The following is a 16,783-nucleotide window of genomic DNA, read 5'->3' as shown; positions in this document are numbered from 1 at the left end:
TGCCCAGCATCACCGGGGCGCCCCGGCACGGCGGGAACGCCCGACAAGCGGAGCTTTCAGCCCGGATGACCCCTTTGACCAGCACAAAAAGGGCTCTCGGGGATTTCGGCAAGCAGAACGGGCACCTAGGGTGGAACCGTCCCCTTTTTTCCGGAACCCCCCTCTCGGAGCCCCGCGCCATGATCGACCACTTCTCCTACGGGTGGTGGACGCCCGTCGCCGCCTACACCCTCTCCGTCATCGGTTCCTTCATCGGCCTGAGGTTCGCCCTGCTGGCCAGGGACGCCTCCGGTGCCGGGCGCTGGCCCTGGTTGGCCCTGAGCTCCGCCTGCCTCGGCGGTACCGCCATCTGGACCATGCACTTCGTGGCCATGGTCGGCTTCCAGGTACAGGGGGCGGCCATCCGCTACGACACCGCGCTCACCATCGCCAGCGGCCTGCTCGCGATCGGGGTGATGGCCGTGGCCCTCACCCTGGCCACCGCGCGCCGGTCGGCATCCGCGCTCCTCGGCGGCGGGGTGATCGCGGGTGCCGGGGTGGTGGGCATGCACTACATGGGCATGGCCTCCATGAACATCCACGGTCACCTGCACCACGACCCGGCCTACGTGGCGGCCGCCTGCGTGATCGCGGTGAGCGCCGCCACGGCGGCGCTGTGGTTCGCCCTGAACCTGCGCAGGATCTCGTACTCCCTGGTGGCCGCACTCCTCATGGGCGTGGCCGTGTCGGCCATGCACTACACCGGGATGTTCGGCATGAGCTTCACCCCCGCCGAGAACACCCCGACCACGCCGCCGCCCGGGGCGAGCACACCGGACCTGCTCCTGCCGCTCATCACCGGCCTGTTCGTCTTCCTGCTGATCTGCAGCCTCTTCCTGCTGCTGAACGCCGGCGAGGACGAGCGCCGGACCCGGCCCGCCGACGGGGAGGAGCGCGACGCCCGACCCTCCGGCGAGGGGGAACACGAGGTCGGACTCTTCGGCGAACGCGCCCGCCACCGCCGCTGACCCCGGCAACCCCGGAACGGGCCCGGGATCAGGTCCGCCGTGGCCACATCAGGCCAACGGAGAAGGCTCACCCCCCTTGGCAACCGGCCTCCTACCTGCTTAGGCTCCATGCACACAAGCCACAAATGTGACTTAAGTCATGGAAAGTAGAGAAAAAGGACCGTGGCCGAACTCCTAGCCCAAGGCTGGATAACCCCCTCGATCGCCTACGCCGTCTCGGCGATCGGATCCTTCCTCGGGCTCGCCTTCGCCTCCCGGGCCCGTCGTACGACGGGTTTCTTCCGGTGGCAGTGGCTGAGCCTGGCAGCGCTCTCCATCGGTGGAGTGGCCGTGTGGTCGATGCACTTCATCGCCATGCTCGGCTACACCGTCAGCGGGACAGCCATCCGTTACGACGCCGTCCTCACCGCCGTCAGCGGAATCGTCCCGGTCCTGATCATGGGGTTCGCCCTCCACCTGGTGGTCAGGCACCCCAGCACCGGCTGGCTCCTGTGCGGCGGGGCCCTGCTCGGTGTGGGCGTCATCGCCATGCACTACACGGGCATGGCCTCCATGAACATCCACGGCGAACTGCACCACGATCCCGCCTACGTCGCCCTGTCGTGTGTGATCGCCGTGGTCGCCGCCACCGCGGCGCTCTGGTTCGCCCGGCACCTGCGCAGCCTCGGCAGTATGATCCTCGCCGCCCTGGTCATGGCGGTCGCCGTCACCTCCGTGCACTACACCGGCATGGCCGGGGTGCACATCACCCCCAGCGACTTCATGCATGTCGGCGCACCCGAGGGGATGCGGGCCCGCGACCTGCTGTTGCCCCTGATGACGGGCATGTTCGTCTTCCTGCTGATCTGCAGCCTCTTCCTGCTGCTGGGCGGCGAGGAGGAGTACGAGCGCCGGGGCTACGCCGCACCCTCCCACCGGGCGGCGGAGCACACCATCCAGAGCGCCGACGCGTACTACGTCCCCAGGCACGGCGCCCCGAAGGCGCCCGCGCCCGAACCACAGGCGCCCCGCCCCGGCGACGACGTGTGGACGAGACGGCGCTGAGGTGACTCCGCGGACGCCGGAGCCGGGCGTGCGCGAAGGGCCGACCGCCGAGAAAACCGATGGCGCCGGAGAGGGACCCGTCCTAGGCTCGGTGCGTGCCGTGCGATCCGCGCCGGCCGCTGACGAGAGGAGCAAGCCATGACCTGCACAGTGTCTGGCCCCAACCCGAACCTTCCCGTCGCGAGCGAGCCCTAGGACACACCCCCGGAACGGTCGTGAGCCCTGGAGGGAGACACCTCCGGCCCCGTCCGTCGGCACCGGCTCGCGCTCCACAGAGAGATCGCAGTGAGTCACCACAACACGAACACCGCACCCGATGACAGCTCCGCCCACCCCCTCGGCCGACTGGGTTGGAACTCCCGCGTCGAGGCCGCCTTCGACACCGTCGCCCTGGGCAGCGGGTACGCCCTGTCTCCCGCCCGGGTCACCGAAGCCCGCCGGGGTTCCGTCGGGCTCCGCATGCCGCAACACGAGACCGCGAAGCTCTCCCCCCGGGTCCGCAAGGCCGCAGAGGCCGACCACAGCGCCGGCCCGAGCAGCGGGGACTGGGTCGCCGTACGCCGATCCGGGGACGCCTGGCTCGTCGAGGCCGTCCTGGACCGCGCCGGGACCCTGGTCCGCCAGGGCGTGGCCAAGGACTCCCACGACCAGGTACTGGCCGCCAACATCGACGCGGTGCTGATCTGTGAGGCCGCCGACCAGGGGCCCAACGTGGGCCGCCTGGAACGCTTCCTCAGCCTCGCCTGGACCAGCGGGGCCACCCCGGTCGTGGCCGTCACCAAGGCCGAACTCGCCGGTGACCGCCTGCCCGAGGTGGTCGAACTGGTCGAGACCGTCACCACCGGCGCCGACGTGCACACCGTCAGCGCGCACACCGGGCTGGGTCTGGCGGAGCTGGCGGCGCGGCTGCGTCCCGGTTCCACCTGGGTCCTGCTCGGTACCTCGGGCGCCGGGAAGTCCAGCCTGCTCAACGCGCTCGCCGGGGACACGGTGATGGACACCGGCGAGATCCGCGACGACAGGCGCGGACGCCACACCACCACCCACCGGCAGCTGATCCCGATGCCCGGGGGCGCGCTGTTCCTGGACATCCCCGGGGTGCGCCGCATCGACGTGCCCGGGGACGGGAGCGGTGTGGACCGCACCTTCGCCGACATCGGCGAACTGGCCGAACGCTGCCGGTTCCGGGACTGCTCCCACGGCGCCGAGCCCGGGTGCGCGGTCAACGCCGCCGTGGACGAGGGGGAACTCGACGCCCGGCGCCTCGAACGCTGGTACAGGCTGCGCCGCGAGGCCGAGTGGAACCGGTCCCGGGGCGATGCCCGCCTGCGCGCGGAGCGCCGGAGGGAGTGGAAGCGCAACGACCGGGCCGGCCGGGAGGCCGCCCGTCTCAAGCGCGGGTTCTAGCAGAACCCCGGTGCCGGTCGGAACCGGCACCGGTCAGAACCCGAAGGCCCTCCGGGCGTTGCCCGCGACGACCCCGGCGAGTTCCTCCTCGCCCATCCCCTTGGTCTCGGCCAGCACGCGCAGCGTCAGCGGGACCAGGTACGGGGCGTTGGGGCGGCCCCGGTAGGGCTTGGGGGTGAGGAAGGGGGCGTCGGTCTCCACCAGGACCAGCTCCGGCGGCGCCACCTTGGCCGCATCGCGGAGGGGTTCGGCGCTGGCGAAGGTGACGTTGCCCGCGAAGCTCATGAAGTAGCCGTGCTCCGCGCACACCCGGGCCATGTCGGCGTCACCGGAGAAGCAGTGGAAGACCACGCGTTCCGGCGCGCCCTCCTCCGACAGGACCCGCAGCACGTCCTCGTGGGCCTCGCGGTCGTGGATCATGAGCGCCTTGCCGTGGCGCTTGGCGATGGCGATGTGGCGGCGGAAGGACTCCTCCTGCGCGCGGGCGCCCTCGGGCCCGGTGCGGAAGGTGTCCATGCCGGTCTCGCCGACCGCCACCACCTGGGGCAGGGCGGCCAGCTCGTCGATCTCGGCGAGTTCGGCCTCCAGAGCCTCGATCCCGCCCGCCGGACGGGCCTTCTCCGTCCAGTCGGTGTCGTCGGCCTCCACGCCCTCGGCGCCGTCACCGTGGACCACGCGCGGCGCCTCGTTGGGGTGCAGGGCCACCGCGGCCCACACCTTCCCCGGGTGGGCCGCCGCGATCTCGGCCGCCCAGCGCGAGGAGGGCAGGTCGACGCCCACCTGCACGAGCGGGGTCACCCCGACGCCCTCCGCGGCGGCGATGATCTCCTCGACGTCCGGGGTCTGCATGTCCATGTGGGTGTGGCTGTCGGCCACCGCCACGCGCAGCGCCTCGGGCGCCGGGGGCGGCGTCTGCGCGTTGCGCTCCCTGACCGCCCTGCCACTGCGCTTACCCATGTCGTGCCCCCGTTGTCGTGTGCGTCGCCGTGGTGATTCTAGGCGGGACGGGCACCCGGATCGGCCGGGGAGGAGGTGCGGGTGCCGGGGAGGGCCTTGCCACTCCAGAAGGAGCCTGTTACTTTCATGTGTAAGAGAAACCTTTCAGGTGAAGGAGAGTGATGACAGCATCACCGCCGACCGGCGACGAACTGGTCGGCATGCTGGCGGCGCTGTCCAACCCGCTACGGCTGCGCGTCATCGCGTCATTGGCCGCCCGCCGGAACTACGTGAGCGGCCTCGCCCGCGAGATCGGCATCAGCCGCCCCCTCCTTCACATGCATCTGCAACGCCTGGAGGCGGCGGGGCTGATCGTCGGAACCCTGGAGCTCTCCGACGACGGGAAGGCCATGAAGTACTACGAGGTCGCCGACTTCGACGTGCACCTGTCACCGTCGGCCCTCGCCGAAGCAGCCGCCACCCTCACCACACCGGACCCGGGCAAGGGTCCCCACACCAAGGAGCAGTCCTGATGGACCTCACGACCTGGCCGGGCGCCATCCTCGGGTTCGGCGTACTGATCATGGCGACGATCCTGATCGGCGGCGCGATGGCCGCGTTCATCGACATCCGCAAGACCAAACTGGAGGCGGCCCAGCGCGACGACCTCCGGCAGCTCGTCCACCGGTACGAGCAGCTGGCCGAGAACAGCCTCGACGCGCAACAGCGCACGGCCAACGACGTCGCGGAACTGCGCTCGCGCGCCACCTCCATCGAGAAGATCCTCCGGACGGTGGAGTAGTCATGAGAGCGGTAGTCCACCGTGCCTTCGGCCCTCCTGACGTGCTGAGCGTGGCGGAGGTCCCCGTGCCCGTACCCGAGGCCGACGAGTTGCTCATCCGGGTCCACGCGGCGACGGTCACCGCCGTGGACTGCGCCGCCCGTCTGGGTGAGCCCCTGCCCGCGAGGCTGGCCTTCGGGCCGATCCGGCCGAAGTACCCCGTACTCGGCGCGGACTGCGCGGGGCGGATCGAGGCCGTCGGCGAGAACGTACGCGGCTTCGCGCCAGGTGACGAGGTCGTCGCGCTCAGCGGAAGCTTCGGCACCCACGCCGAGTACGTCTGCGTCTCCCAGGACTCGCCGGTGGCGGCGAAGTCCGCCGACCTGACCTACGGCGAGGCCGTCGCCGTGACCGAGGGGGCGATGACCGCGCTGCCCTTCCTCCGTGACGCAGCCCGGTTGGAGTCCGGTCAGTCGATCCTCGTCAACGGCGCCTCGGGCAGCATCGGCAGCGCGGCCGTCCAACTGGCCGCGCACACGGGGGCCGAGGTCACCGCGGTGTGCAGCGGCGCCAACCTCGACCTGGTCCGTTCCCTGGGGGCCGACCGGGCGATCGACTACACCGTCGAGGACTTCACGCGGGCCCGGGGAGCCTACGACGTCGTCTTCGACGCGGTCGGCAAGAGCTCGTTCGGGCGCTGCCGCGGTGCGCTCAGGACGGGCGGGCGCTACCTCACCACCGTCTCCAGCATGGCGATCATGGGGCAGACGGTGTGGACGAGGCTCGGCCGCAGGAGAGCCGGTATCGCGCTCACCGGGCTGAGGCCGGCGGGCGACAAGGCCAGGGACCTCGTGCTGATCAGGGAGCTCGCCGAAGCCGGGGCGCTCCGAGCCGTCACGGACCGGGAATACCCGCTCGACCAGGCGGTCGAGGCGCACAGGCACGTCGGCACCGGACACAAGAGAGGGGCCGTCGTCCTGCGGGTGTCCGGGGACGACTGAGACGGCCGCACACGCCGGGGCCGCGCCGGACGTGTCCGCCGGTGCGGCCCCCGCGTGCTGTCGGGTCTACTCCGCGGGGCCGGCCAGGCGGGCCAGCTCCTCGTCCACCACGGACGGGTCGAGTTTGGTGAACAGCGGCTGCGGACGGCTCAGCGGCGTGCCCGGAACGATCGGGGCCGACTCCCAGCGCGCGGCGTTGTCGGCGTAGTCACCGGTGATGACCGGGTAGTCCACCTTCTCCTCGGAGTCGCCGATGGTGTCGTGGCCGGACTCGATCCGGGGCATGCCCGTCCAGGTCCCGGTCCCGCCGAGCATCGCGTACACCTTGTTGGCCGCTTCCGGCAGGAACGGCGTCAGCAGGGTGTTGGCGTCGCTGACCAGCTGGAGGGACACGTGCAGGACGGTCGCCATCCGCTCCGGGTCGGTCTTCTTGAGCGCCCACGGAGCCTGGTCGGAGATGTACTTGTTGGCCTCGGCGACCGTGCGCATGGCCTCCTGGAGAGCCGCCTTGAACTGCGACCTCTCCAACCGGGCGCCCACGGTGGCGAAGGCCGCCCGCGAGGCGTCCAGCACCCTGCGGTCCTCCTCGGTCAGCTCACCGGCGGCGGGGATCTCGCCGAGGTTCTTGGCCGCCATGGAGACGGAGCGGTTGACCAGGTTGCCCCAGGCCGCCACCAGCTCGTCGTTGTTGCGCCGGACGAACTCGGCCCAGGTGAAGTCGGTGTCCTGGTTCTCCGGGCCCGCGGCCATGATGTAGTACCGCAGCGCGTCCGCCGAGTAGCGCTCCAGGAAGTCGCGCACGTAGATCACCACGCGGCGCGAGGAGGAGAACTTCTGCCCCTCCATGGTGAGGAACTCGCTGGAGACCACCTCGGTGGGCACGTTCAGCTCGCCGAGCGGCCCGGCCTCCCCGCCCCGGTCTCCCCCACCGCTCGCTCCGAGCAGGATCGAGGGCCAGATGACCGAGTGGAAGACGATGTTGTCCTTGCCCATGAAGTAGAAGGACTCGGTCTCCTCGCCCTGCCACCAGCGCCGCCAGGCCTCGGGCTCACCGATGCGCCGGGCCCACTCGATCGACGCGGAGAGGTAGCCGATCACCGCGTCGAACCACACGTAGATGCGCTTGGTGGCGTTGTCGCTCCAGCCCTCCAGCGGGATCGGCACACCCCAGTTGAGGTCGCGGGTGACCGCGCGCGGCTGGAGGTCCTCCACCAGGTTCAGGGAGAACTTGAGGACGTTGGGGCGCCAGTCGCCCTCCTTGCCGCTGAGCCACTCGGTGAGGACCTCGGCGAAGGCGGGCAGGTCGAGCATGAAGTGCTCGGTGTCCACGAACTCCGGCGTCTCGCCGTTGATCCGCGAGCGGGGCGAGAGCAGGTCGATCGGGTCGAGCTGGTTGCCGCAGTTGTCGCACTGGTCGCCGCGGGCGCCGTCGTAACCGCAGATGGGGCAGGTGCCCTCGATGTAGCGGTCCGGCAGGGTGCGGCCGGTGGACGGGGACCTCGCGCCCTTGGTGGTGCGCGTGAAGACGTAGCCGTTGTCGTAGAGCGTGCTGAACAGCTCCCGGACGACGGAGTAGTGGTTGCCGGTGGTGGTCCGGGTGAACAGGTCGTAGGACAGTCCGAGGGCGACCAGGTCCTCGGCGATGATCCGGTTGTAGCGGTCGGCCAGCTCCCGGGCGCTCACGCCCTCCTGGTCGGCCAGCACCTGGATCGGGGTGCCGTGTTCGTCGGTGCCGCTGACCATCAGCACGTTGTTCCCCGACATTCGCTGGAAGCGCGAGAAGACGTCCGAGGGGACTCCGAACCCGGAGACGTGGCCGATGTGGCGCGGGCCGTTGGCGTAGGGCCAGGCGACCGCGGTCAGGATGTGGCGATTCGACGACATGACTCAAGACTAAAGGTGACCCGGGGTGGCCGGGCACCCGCTCGCCCCCCTACCGGGCCGGGGCGGCCTCCGAGATCCACTCGTTGTCCGGTCGGGGCGGTCCGCCGCGACCGGACCGGCTCCTTCGCCGGGAGGGAGCGCGGTCGTCCACAGGGGCGACCGCACGATTCCCCGGGAGGGGTGGGTGCCCTTATGCTCTGCTGAACGAGGCCGTGTGCCAGCGGGCACCGGCCGGAGTCAGCACGACCCTTCCGATCCGGCCCTGAGGCGGTGGTCACCACGGTTACCCGTGCCGTACCCCGTCCTGCCCTGCGGACCGGATCGCTGATCACCAGCGTGGTCCTGCTGGTCGTCCTGTCCTTCCCGGTGGCCTCCGGTCTGGCCGGGGAGCAGGACGCCATGGCCCTGCCCGCGCACGGCGCGGTCGGTGTCCCCGCGGTCAGCTCCGACGACGGGCACGACGGCGCCGCCCACGAGGCGGCCGAGGAGGCGCGCCCGTACCCCGGGCCCCAGACGGTCGCCCTCGGGCCGCCCGCCTCCACCTGCGACCAGCGCTCGGTGCTGCGGGACCTGCCCGACGCCGTCCCCGCGTGCGCCCTGCGCCTGGCGGTGTGGGACCAACCGTGGTGGCCGCTGCCCCTCCCGCACCACGACCCCGTCCCAGAACAGGTCGACGCGGAGGGGCTGCCGCCCACCCGGGGGCCGCCTCTCACCGCGCACACCATCGTCTGACCACCCCGGTCGGCCGTTCCCGCGCGCCCCTGCGGGGCGTCGGGACCGGCCCTCAGGCACCCCCCGCCCGGAACGAACGGGCACGCGACCGGTACCCACCATCCGCAGTGAGAGGTTCACCCCTTGTCCAGTCAAACGGGAGCGGGAGTGCGCTGGACACGCGCACTCATCGCTCTTCTCGTCATCCTCGTCGCGTTCGGCGCGGCCTGGTTCATCCCACCGCGGCTGGGGCTCGACCTCAGCGGCGGCACCCAGATCGTCCTGGAGACACAGGACGGAGCCGACGGCACCGAGGCCACCTCGGAGAACACCGACAAGGTCGTCGAGGTGCTGCGACAGCGCATCGACCGCCTGGGCGTGGCCGAGTCGACCCTGTCGCGTTCCGGTGAGAACCGGATCATCGTCGAGCTCCCCGGCGTGCAGGACCCGGCGGAGGCCGCGGAGATCGTCGGCCAGACCGCCCAGCTGTCCTTCCACCCCGTTCTCGGCGTGGACAGCCAGGGAGGCCAGGGCGGCATGCCGCAGGTCCCCGGCGGCGACTTCGCGAACGCGCCCGCGGACGAGGCCCGCGCCCCCTCCGACGGTGCGGACGAGGAGGCACCCGCCGAGGGCGGGGGGACCCCCGAGGTGACCCAGGAGCAGATGGAGGAACTCCTCAACGGCCAGGGCGGCCAGGGCGGCATGCCGCAGGCCCCGGCCGGCCCCTCGGCGGAGAACCCCGAGGACGTCGAGCTCACCCTGCCCGACCAGGACGGCACCATGCTCCAGCTGGGTGAGACCTTCATCCAGGGGGACCGCGTCTCCAGCGCCGACGCCGCACTCGACAGTGCGACCGGCGCCGGGTGGGTCGTCAACGTCAGCTTCCGCGGCGAGGGCCGCGACCAGTGGCAGGAGCTGACCGGTCAGGCCGCCTGCTACCAGGAGGGCGACCCCCGGCGCCGCGTGGCGATCGTTCTGGACGACCAGATCATCTCCGCCCCGCAGGTGACCGCCGAAACCGCCTGTGAGGTGGGCATGGCCGGCGGCCAGACCACCATCAGCGGCCAGGACTTCACCAGCGAGAGCGCCAACGAGCTCGCCGTGCTGATCGAGGGCGGATCGCTGCCGCTGCCGGTCACCGAGGTCCAGCGCCAGACGGTCGGCCCGACCCTGGGCGCCGCCGCCATCGAGGCCAGCGCCATCGCCGCGGTCCTGGGTATCGCCTTCACCGCCCTGTACATCACGCTGGTCTACCGGCTCGCCGGGTTCCTGGCGTCGATCGCCCTGGGCGTGTACACCCTGATCGCCTACGGGGCGCTGGTCGCCCTGGGGGCGACGCTCACCCTGCCGGGCCTGGCGGGCTTCGTGCTGGCGATCGGTATGGCCATCGACGCCAACGTGCTGATCTTCGAGCGCGCGCGTGAGGAGTACCAGCGCCAGCAGAAGACGTACAAGGCGAACAAGTCCGCGGGGATGAAGGACGCCACCGAGGCCCAGGAGACCGGAGCACTGGCGCGCCGCCGTCGCCGGGCGGTCCCGCCGAGCCTGGAGAAGGCCTTCGTGCAGGGCACGCAGAAGGCCTGGAGCGCGGTCCTGGACACCAACGTCACCACGCTCCTCGCCGCGGGTCTGCTGTTCTTCTTCGCCTCCGGCACCGTGCAGGGCTTCGGTGTCACACTGAGCATCGGCACCATCGCCTCGATGATCTCCGCGCTGCTGATCGCGCGCGTGTTCGTCGAGTGGGCCGTGCGCCGCTCGGTCGTCAAGAAGCACCCGGCGATCACCGGCCTCAACGGGATCGGCCGGGTCCGCGCCTGGCTGGTCGAGAAGAACCCGCAGCTCATGGACTTCCGCCGGGTCGGCCTCATCGTCGCGGCCCTGGTCGTGGTCGCCGCGATCGCCGCCCCGATGGTCCGCACGCCCAACTGGGGCGTGGAGTTCACCGGCGGCCGTGTCCTGGAGTACGAGATCACCGGGGAGCAGGACCTCTCCGTGGACGAGGCCCGGGACGTCATCGGAACGCTGGACTTCCCGGGCGCGGACACCGCGGTGGTGCAGGAGTCCGGTGACGGCGACATCTCCGTGCGCACCGGCAACATCTCCGACCCCGACGCGGCGGCCGTCGCCGAGTCCCTGGACGAGGCGACCGGCGGTGTGGAGCTGGTCAGTGACGAGCTGATCGGCCCGAGCATGGGCGACGAGCTGCGCAACCGGGCGCTGATCGCGCTCGGTGCGGCCCTGGCCCTGCAGATGGTCTATCTGGCCTGGCGTTTCCGCTGGTCCTTCGGCCTCTCCACGATGCTGTCACTGGCCTTCAACATGGTGCTGGTCATCGGGCTGTTCATCTGGCTGGGCAAGCCCATCGACGGTGTCTTCCTCGCCGCGATCCTGAGTGTCATCGGTTTCACCGTCAACGACACGGTGGTGGTGTTCGACCGGATCCGGGACGAGTGGGCGAGGGACGACAAGTCCTCGTTCAAGGAGATCGCCAACCGGGCCGTGATCAACACCCTGCCGCGTACGGTCAACACGACCGTCGGCGCGTTGATCATCCTGAGCTTCCTCACCTTCCTCGGCGGGGCCTCGCTCCAGGACTTCTCGATCGCGATGCTGGTCGGTCTGTCCACCGGTGTGGTCTCCACCGTCTTCGTCGCGGTGCCGCTGGCCATCTGGTTGCAGAGGTGGGACAGGACGGCCGCCCCGCACGTGCTCAAGGAGCGCAAGGCCAAGCAGAAGGTGGCCGCCAAGGCCGCCCGCGACTCCGACGACGGGGCCGTGGTCTAGGGGTGTCCGGAGCACCCCCGTCGGCTGGGATCGACGGGAACGGAGGAGGGCCCCGGTCCGCGCGTACCGCGCGGGCCGGGGCCCTCCCCGTTGTCGGTGTACCGGGTCGTCCGGATACCGGACCGGCTCAGCCGCTGTAGGCCGCCGGTGCCCCCTCCGAGGGCTGGACGAGCACGAACCCCTGCCCCTCCAGCGCCAGCTGGAAGGCCTCACCGCTGCCGCGGCCGATGACGGCACCGGCCTTGACCGTGCTGCGGATGCCCGCCGAGAGGGAACTGCTCCAGGCGACGGCGGACTTGGTGTCCACGAAGGTCGGCTGGTCGACGTTGAGGAGCACCGGCGCCCCGTTGCAGACGATCGCCACCCGCCCGTGCCCGGTGAACACGGTGTTGAACAGTCCTCCCGAGACCATGCCGCCGAAGCCCTGGACCCGGCGGATGTCCCATTCCAGCGTCGACTCGAAGGCGAGGACGTTCTCCCCGTTGACGGTGAGGGAGTCGCCCTCCAGGTCGACCAGGTGGACGTCCCAGGCGTTGTGGGCCAGGAACACGTCGCCCTGCCCCGAAACGCGCATCAGCGGCAGGCCCTCGCCGGTGAAGGTCTTCTTGAAGAACCGGCCGACGCTTCCGGCGCCCTGGAAGGAGAAGTCGACGCTTCCCTGGTAGGCGGACATGGACCCGCGGCGGGCGTAGAACTCACCGTTCAGTCCGACTCTCAGCATCTTCCGGTTCTGCCGGTGCATACCCAGCCGCTGGGTCTCCTGTGCGTCCTGGAAGAGTTCACTGCGCATACGGGGCCTTCTCCTTCGTTCACGGTCTCTGTCCGGTTCGACGCCGCGCGCCGGAAAAGGTTCCGCCTACTCGGCCCCGACCACCCCGTGCACGAGGTCGTACACCCGGCGCTTGGGCACACCCGCCTCCTTCGCGACCCTGCCGATCGCCTCCTTGCGGCGCACGCCCTCGTCCTCCAGTTCGGCCACCGCGGCGACCAGTTCGGCGTCGCTGGTGAGCTCCGCCCTGGGCCGGGCCCCCGCCACGACCACCGAGATCTCACCGCGCACCCCGTCCGCGGCCCACTGTGCGAGCTCTCCGAGACCGCCCCTGCGCACCTGCTCGTAGGTCTTGGTGAGCTCGCGGCACACCGCGGCGCGGCGGTCCGCGCCGAAGGCGTCGGCCATCGCCTCCAGGGTGGCGGCGATCCGGTGCGGGCTCTCGAAGAAGACCATGGTGCGGCGCTCCCCCGCGATTTCGGCCAGGTATCCCCTGAGGCCCTTGCGCGGCGGGAAGCCCTCGAAGCAGAATCGGTCGGTGGGCAGTCCGGACACCACCAGGGCGGTGGTCACCGCCGACGGTCCCGGGATCGCGGTGACGGGGATGCCTTCGTCGGCACAGGCCGCGGCCAGCCGGTATCCGGGATCGGAGACCCCGGGCATCCCGGCGTCGGTGACGACCAGGACCTCCTCCCCCCTCCTGAGGTCGGTGAGGAGTTCCTCGCTCCGGCGGCTTTCGTTCGCGTCGTAGTAGGAGACGACACGGGCCCCGGAATCACCGCCCAAACGGATGCCCGCGCGGGAGGCGAACTGCTTCAGCCGCCGGGTGTCCTCCGCCGCGATCACCCGTGCGCCCTCCAGGGCGTGCAGGAGCCGGGGCGGTGCGTCCGCCACGTTTCCGATGGGCAACCCGGCCAGGACGAGCCTTCCGGAGTCCCGCGTTCCACCGACGTCCTCAACCACTGTTCTCCCCGTCCTGTCGCGCTACGGTTGGCACTATCACGCCACCCGAAACCCGGTTTCGCGGCCCGTCCGCAACGGACCTCCATCTCTGACCCCAACCTACGAGCCGAGATGACCAGCACCGCACTTCACAGCGAGGCAGAGCCCTCGAACCCCCCGGGCCAGGCCCAACCGTCCAGCGTCCGCTCCCGCTTCGTTCCCCGCATGCCCGGCCCCCGGTGGCTCGGCTGGCTGGGGGCCTCGGTCGTCGCCCTGTTCGCCGGCGCCCTGAGGTTCTTCAACCTCGGCGAGCCCGACCGCATCTACTTCGACGAGACCTACTACGCCACGGACGCCTACGCGCTCTGGCAGTTCGGCTACGAGCACGACACGCTGGACGACTCCGACGCCCTGCTGGCCCAGGGCGAACCGAACATCTGGGACGGCGGCGGCGACTTCATCGTGCACCCGCCGGTCGGGAAGTGGATGATCGCGCTCGGCGACTGGCTGTACTCGATCATGCCGTTCGGTGCGTCCGTGACCCCCGAGGGCTGGCGGACGGCCTCCGCCCTGGCCGGGATGATCTCCGTTCTCATCCTCGTCCGGCTGGCCACCCGCATGACCCGCTCGCTGCTGCTCGGCTGCACGGCCGGTCTCGTCCTGGCGCTGGACGGCCTGCACTTCACGCTCAGCCGCATCGCCATGGTGGACATCTTCCTCACCCTGTGGATCCTGGCCGGGTTCACCTGTCTGGTGATCGACCGCGACAGGACCCGGGAACGGCTGGCCGGGCTCGGTGAGGCCGGGGCCGACCTGGCCGCCGTGGGCTGGCTCGGGATGCGCTGGTGGCGCCTGGCGGCGGGTCTGTGCTTCGGTCTGGCGATCGGCACCAAGTGGTCGGCGCTGTTCTTCGTGGCCGCCTTCGGGCTGCTCACCGTCGCCTGGGACTACGGAGCCCGGCGCAGCGTCGGACAGCAGCGTCCGGTGGGCCGCTGGTTCGGCTTCGACGCCGTTCCGGCGTTCTTCCAGACCGTGGTGGTCGCGGGGGTCGTCTACCTGGTCTCGTGGTCGGGCTGGCTGTTCACCCGCGGGGGCTACAACCGCGACTTCGCGGACGGTCTGGTGCCGGGGTGGGTGCCGGACTTCCTGGGTGGACCGGCCAGGGCCCTGTGGAGCCTGGTCGACTACCACGGCCGGATGATGGACTTCCACTCCAACCTGAGCAGCGACCACTCCTACATCTCGGCCCCTTGGGAGTGGCTGGTGATGCGGACGCCGGTGATGTTCCACTACCAGGGCCAGGCCGTGGGGTGCGGTTCCGGCGACTGCGTGACCTCGGTGGTCTCCATCGGCACCCCGGTGGTGTGGTGGGTCGGCATCATCGCGCTGGTCGTGATGTTCGGCTGGTGGGTCACCTTCCGGGACTGGCGCGCGGGTGCGGTCCTGCTCGCGGTCGCGGCCGGATGGCTGCCCTGGTTCGCCTACCCCGATCGGCCGATGTTCCTCTTCTACGCGCTGCCGTTCCTGCCCTTCCTGGTCCTGGCCGTGGTGCTGATGCTGGGCCTGCTGACGGGCGCCGGGGAGGAGAGCCCCCGTTTCGCGCCCTATCTGCGGGCCCTGGGCGGGGTGGTCTTCGGCGTGGTGCTCCTGTTGGTCATCGCCCACTTCGCCTACCTCTACCCGGTGCTCTCGGCCTATCCGGTGCCTGAGGAGAGCTGGCGGGACCGGCTCTGGTTCGACGTGTGGATCTATGGGCGGGACGCCTCCTGACACCCGGAGCGGGGGAAGGGCCGGGGCGCGGGTCGAAACCGTTCCCCGGAACGCATCGCTATTAGTGGCAGAAGGGCTGGAAAGCAACAGTTTCGAGTAGCCGAAACAGGACACCTGGAAAGCTCGGATTCCTGCCGGAAAAGCCTCGGCAGGAAGCCACTCCCCTGGTACTGTCTGCAACTGGTTGCTGTTGTAGTTTCCATGGATGCCCCAGGCGCCTCGCGGAACTTCACGTGGGCGCTTGTCGATCCGGGATTACCCTTCGTCGGTCCGGCGCCCGGCGACCCGGGACCAGCAGGGTGCGGTCCCGTCGTAGTCCCCAAGGGAGAGCACATGGCTCAGGGCACCGTGAAGTGGTTCAACTCTGAGAAGGGTTTCGGGTTCATCGCCGTCGAGGGTGGTCAGCCCGACGTGTTCGTGCACTACTCGGCGATCGCGGGTACCGGCTTCCGGAACCTGGAAGAGGACCAGAAGGTCGAGTTCGACATCATCCAGGGCCCCAAGGGCCCGCAGGCGGCGGACGTTCGCGCGGTCTGACCGTCACACGTGCGTTTCCCCAGCCCTCCGCTCCCCGAGCGGGGGGCTGGTTCGTGTACGGGGGCGCTGCGGCAGGGGACCCCGCACGGACGGGACACGGTTACCCAAGCCCGGCGATACCGGTTAACCTGCTTGAAGCCGGTCGGTACACCAAGAGCGAGGATGGAACATGTTCGGCATCAGTGGAGGGGAGTTCGTCCTCCTTCTTCTGCTCGCTCTGTTGATCTTCGGCCCCGACCAGCTTCCCAAGGCCGCGCAGCAGGTCGGCCGCGTCCTGCGGCAGCTCCGCACGATGGCCAACTCCGCCTCCAACGACATCAAGGAGGGGCTCGGCCCGGAGTACAAGGACTTCGACGTACAGGACCTCAACCCCAAGCGCTTCATCCAGAAGCACTTCTGGGAGGAGGAGGAGTCGGAGCGCAAGCCCGTCTCCCGCCTGAACGGCAAGCGCCCGCCCTTCGACAGCGAGGCGACCTAGGCGTTTGCGGCAGGGCGTCGGCCTGATGCTGGCCGGCGGAGCCTCAGCCGACCAGCATCAGGAAGAACGCCCCCAGCCCGAACAGAACCACGCCCGCGATGATGACCGCGGGCGACCCCAGGGCCAGGATGAGCAGTTCCGCCGTCACCGCGCCGCCCAGCGCGGCGGCGAGCCAGGGCCACCGGGGCCGGGGAGCCCAGTCGTGGCGGCGTTCGCGTGCCAGCGCGACCAGGAACCCCAGTCCGATCATCAGCCAGAACGCCAGGTGAGCCAGGATGCGCACGTCCGGTGCGACGTAGTCGGCCATGCCCCCGATGACCACGACGTAGAAGACGGTCGCCGTGCCCAGGCGCCAGAAACCCCTGCTGCGCTCGGCCGGGATGACCTTGCTCCTGGCTCTGGTGGTACGACGGAAGCGTTCGGCGGCCACCGGCTGGCGCCCCTCCGGTTCCGGGGCGCGTCCGGAGGGCCGGACCACCGGTCCCGGTTCAGGCGTCGGCGGGCGTTCGTATCCGCCCTCCGGTTCCTCGGGCTGGTGGTATCCGCCTGGGTGCTGGGGGGAGTCGGACACGGGGGGTGCGCCCCTTCACGGTTGGATCGGTCCCGGCCTGTGTCGGCCCGCTGTGTAACGGCCTCTTACCCGGTGTGGTCATCGGTCAAATCCCGCGACGCGGTCGAGGTGTCCGATATCCCGTGGGTCACGCGCCCGGGGGTGAGCCGGCGCGAACTCGC

At 70.5% G+C, this 16,783-nt stretch carries 16 protein-coding genes; 11 read left to right on the top strand and 5 right to left on the bottom strand.

Annotated elements, in window-relative coordinates:
• Positions 1-179: 179 nt before the first annotated feature.
• From AC0VYD_RS03625 to rsgA, 3 genes are all read left to right on the top strand, one after another.
• Entirely contained in the window at positions 180-1,007 is an 828-nt protein-coding gene (locus AC0VYD_RS03625; protein WP_475478585.1) for an MHYT domain-containing protein, read from the top strand.
• 162 nt (positions 1,008-1,169) lie between these two features.
• Positions 1,170-2,051 carry an MHYT domain-containing protein gene (locus AC0VYD_RS03620; protein WP_475478584.1) on the top strand — a complete coding sequence of 294 codons (882 nt, stop codon included), beginning with the start codon at positions 1,170-1,172 and terminating at the stop codon, positions 2,049-2,051.
• A 285-nt stretch (positions 2,052-2,336) separates the two neighbouring features.
• Positions 2,337-3,458: a ribosome small subunit-dependent GTPase A gene (rsgA, locus tag AC0VYD_RS03615; protein ID WP_475478583.1), complete on the top strand. Its 1,122-nt coding sequence runs from the start codon at positions 2,337-2,339 to the stop codon at positions 3,456-3,458.
• A 33-nt stretch (positions 3,459-3,491) separates the two neighbouring features.
• Here the strand turns inward: rsgA and AC0VYD_RS03610 are convergent, their stop codons facing one another.
• Positions 3,492-4,415 carry a TatD family hydrolase gene (locus tag AC0VYD_RS03610; RefSeq protein WP_475478582.1) on the bottom strand — a complete coding sequence of 308 codons (924 nt, stop codon included), beginning with the start codon at positions 4,413-4,415 and terminating at the stop codon, positions 3,492-3,494.
• Positions 4,416-4,576: 161 nt separating this feature from the next.
• Here AC0VYD_RS03610 and AC0VYD_RS03605 point away from each other — a divergent pair, with 161 nt between their 5' ends.
• Genes AC0VYD_RS03605 through AC0VYD_RS03595 form a run of 3 tightly spaced genes read left to right on the top strand, consistent with a single transcriptional unit; the run spans position 4,577 to position 6,176 of the window.
• Positions 4,577-4,927: an ArsR/SmtB family transcription factor gene (locus AC0VYD_RS03605; RefSeq protein ID WP_475478581.1), complete on the top strand. Its 351-nt coding sequence runs from the start codon at positions 4,577-4,579 to the stop codon at positions 4,925-4,927.
• Positions 4,927-5,196, top strand: a complete 270-nt coding sequence (locus tag AC0VYD_RS03600) for a hypothetical protein (RefSeq protein WP_191268714.1) — start codon at positions 4,927-4,929, stop codon at positions 5,194-5,196. Before AC0VYD_RS03605 ends, AC0VYD_RS03600 begins: the two co-directional genes overlap by 1 nt.
• A 2-nt stretch (positions 5,197-5,198) precedes the next feature.
• On the top strand, positions 5,199-6,176 hold the full coding sequence (locus AC0VYD_RS03595; protein ID WP_475478580.1) for an NAD(P)-dependent alcohol dehydrogenase: 978 nt from the start codon (positions 5,199-5,201) through the stop codon (positions 6,174-6,176).
• A 66-nt stretch (positions 6,177-6,242) separates the two neighbouring features.
• Here the strand turns inward: AC0VYD_RS03595 and metG are convergent, their stop codons facing one another.
• Positions 6,243-8,060, bottom strand: coding sequence for a methionine--tRNA ligase (metG, locus tag AC0VYD_RS03590; protein ID WP_475478579.1), 1,818 nt, complete (start codon positions 8,058-8,060; stop codon positions 6,243-6,245).
• 270 nt (positions 8,061-8,330) lie between these two features.
• Here metG and AC0VYD_RS03585 point away from each other — a divergent pair, with 270 nt between their 5' ends.
• Entirely contained in the window at positions 8,331-8,792 is a 462-nt protein-coding gene (locus AC0VYD_RS03585; protein WP_475478578.1) for a hypothetical protein, read from the top strand.
• A gap of 123 nt (positions 8,793-8,915) precedes the next feature.
• Positions 8,916-11,555 carry a protein translocase subunit SecD gene (gene secD / locus AC0VYD_RS03580; RefSeq protein WP_475478577.1) on the top strand — a complete coding sequence of 880 codons (2,640 nt, stop codon included), beginning with the start codon at positions 8,916-8,918 and terminating at the stop codon, positions 11,553-11,555.
• A 127-nt stretch (positions 11,556-11,682) separates the two neighbouring features.
• On the opposite strand, the gene AC0VYD_RS03575 is transcribed toward secD, so the two are convergent.
• Together AC0VYD_RS03575 and rsmI are read right to left on the bottom strand one after the other, a co-directional pair.
• The gene (locus AC0VYD_RS03575) at positions 11,683-12,345 is read right to left on the bottom strand and encodes an AIM24 family protein (RefSeq protein ID WP_475478576.1); all 663 of its coding nucleotides are present in this window, start codon (positions 12,343-12,345) and stop codon (positions 11,683-11,685) included.
• Positions 12,346-12,411: 66 nt separating this feature from the next.
• Positions 12,412-13,287 carry a 16S rRNA (cytidine(1402)-2'-O)-methyltransferase gene (rsmI, locus tag AC0VYD_RS03570; RefSeq protein WP_475478575.1) on the bottom strand — a complete coding sequence of 292 codons (876 nt, stop codon included), beginning with the start codon at positions 13,285-13,287 and terminating at the stop codon, positions 12,412-12,414.
• Positions 13,288-13,398: 111 nt separating this feature from the next.
• Here rsmI and AC0VYD_RS03565 point away from each other — a divergent pair, with 111 nt between their 5' ends.
• From AC0VYD_RS03565 to AC0VYD_RS03555, 3 genes are all read left to right on the top strand, one after another.
• The gene (locus tag AC0VYD_RS03565; RefSeq protein ID WP_475478574.1) at positions 13,399-15,036 is read left to right on the top strand and encodes a dolichyl-phosphate-mannose--protein mannosyltransferase; all 1,638 of its coding nucleotides are present in this window, start codon (positions 13,399-13,401) and stop codon (positions 15,034-15,036) included.
• 333 nt (positions 15,037-15,369) lie between these two features.
• Positions 15,370-15,573 (top strand): cold-shock protein, encoded by a 204-nt coding sequence (locus AC0VYD_RS03560; protein WP_017543917.1) that lies wholly within the window; start codon positions 15,370-15,372, stop codon positions 15,571-15,573.
• Between the two features lie 169 nt (positions 15,574-15,742).
• The gene (locus AC0VYD_RS03555; protein ID WP_475478573.1) at positions 15,743-16,051 is read left to right on the top strand and encodes a sec-independent translocase; all 309 of its coding nucleotides are present in this window, start codon (positions 15,743-15,745) and stop codon (positions 16,049-16,051) included.
• 43 nt (positions 16,052-16,094) lie between these two features.
• Here the strand turns inward: AC0VYD_RS03555 and AC0VYD_RS03550 are convergent, their stop codons facing one another.
• Positions 16,095-16,622: a hypothetical protein gene (locus AC0VYD_RS03550; protein WP_475478572.1), complete on the bottom strand. Its 528-nt coding sequence runs from the start codon at positions 16,620-16,622 to the stop codon at positions 16,095-16,097.
• Between the last annotated feature and the right edge of the window lie 161 nt (positions 16,623-16,783).

This window comes from Nocardiopsis sp. iso_40 (assembly GCF_056173285.1).
Note: the sequence above shows the minus strand (reverse complement) of the source record. Positions and strands in the feature narration are given on the sequence as shown.

Coding starts and splice junctions, on each gene's coding strand:
- AC0VYD_RS03625 (WP_475478585.1), top strand. CDS start 180: ATGATCGACCACTTCTCCTACGGGTGGTGGACGCCCGTCGCCGCCTAC.
- AC0VYD_RS03610 (WP_475478582.1), bottom strand. CDS start 4,415: ATGGGTAAGCGCAGTGGCAGGGCGGTCAGGGAGCGCAACGCGCAGACG.
- AC0VYD_RS03605 (WP_475478581.1), top strand. CDS start 4,577: ATGACAGCATCACCGCCGACCGGCGACGAACTGGTCGGCATGCTGGCG.
- AC0VYD_RS03600 (WP_191268714.1), top strand. CDS start 4,927: ATGGACCTCACGACCTGGCCGGGCGCCATCCTCGGGTTCGGCGTACTG.
- AC0VYD_RS03595 (WP_475478580.1), top strand. CDS start 5,199: ATGAGAGCGGTAGTCCACCGTGCCTTCGGCCCTCCTGACGTGCTGAGC.
- metG (WP_475478579.1), bottom strand. CDS start 8,060: ATGTCGTCGAATCGCCACATCCTGACCGCGGTCGCCTGGCCCTACGCC.
- AC0VYD_RS03575 (WP_475478576.1), bottom strand. CDS start 12,345: ATGCGCAGTGAACTCTTCCAGGACGCACAGGAGACCCAGCGGCTGGGT.
- AC0VYD_RS03565 (WP_475478574.1), top strand. CDS start 13,399: ATGACCAGCACCGCACTTCACAGCGAGGCAGAGCCCTCGAACCCCCCG.
- AC0VYD_RS03560 (WP_017543917.1), top strand. CDS start 15,370: ATGGCTCAGGGCACCGTGAAGTGGTTCAACTCTGAGAAGGGTTTCGGG.
- AC0VYD_RS03555 (WP_475478573.1), top strand. CDS start 15,743: ATGTTCGGCATCAGTGGAGGGGAGTTCGTCCTCCTTCTTCTGCTCGCT.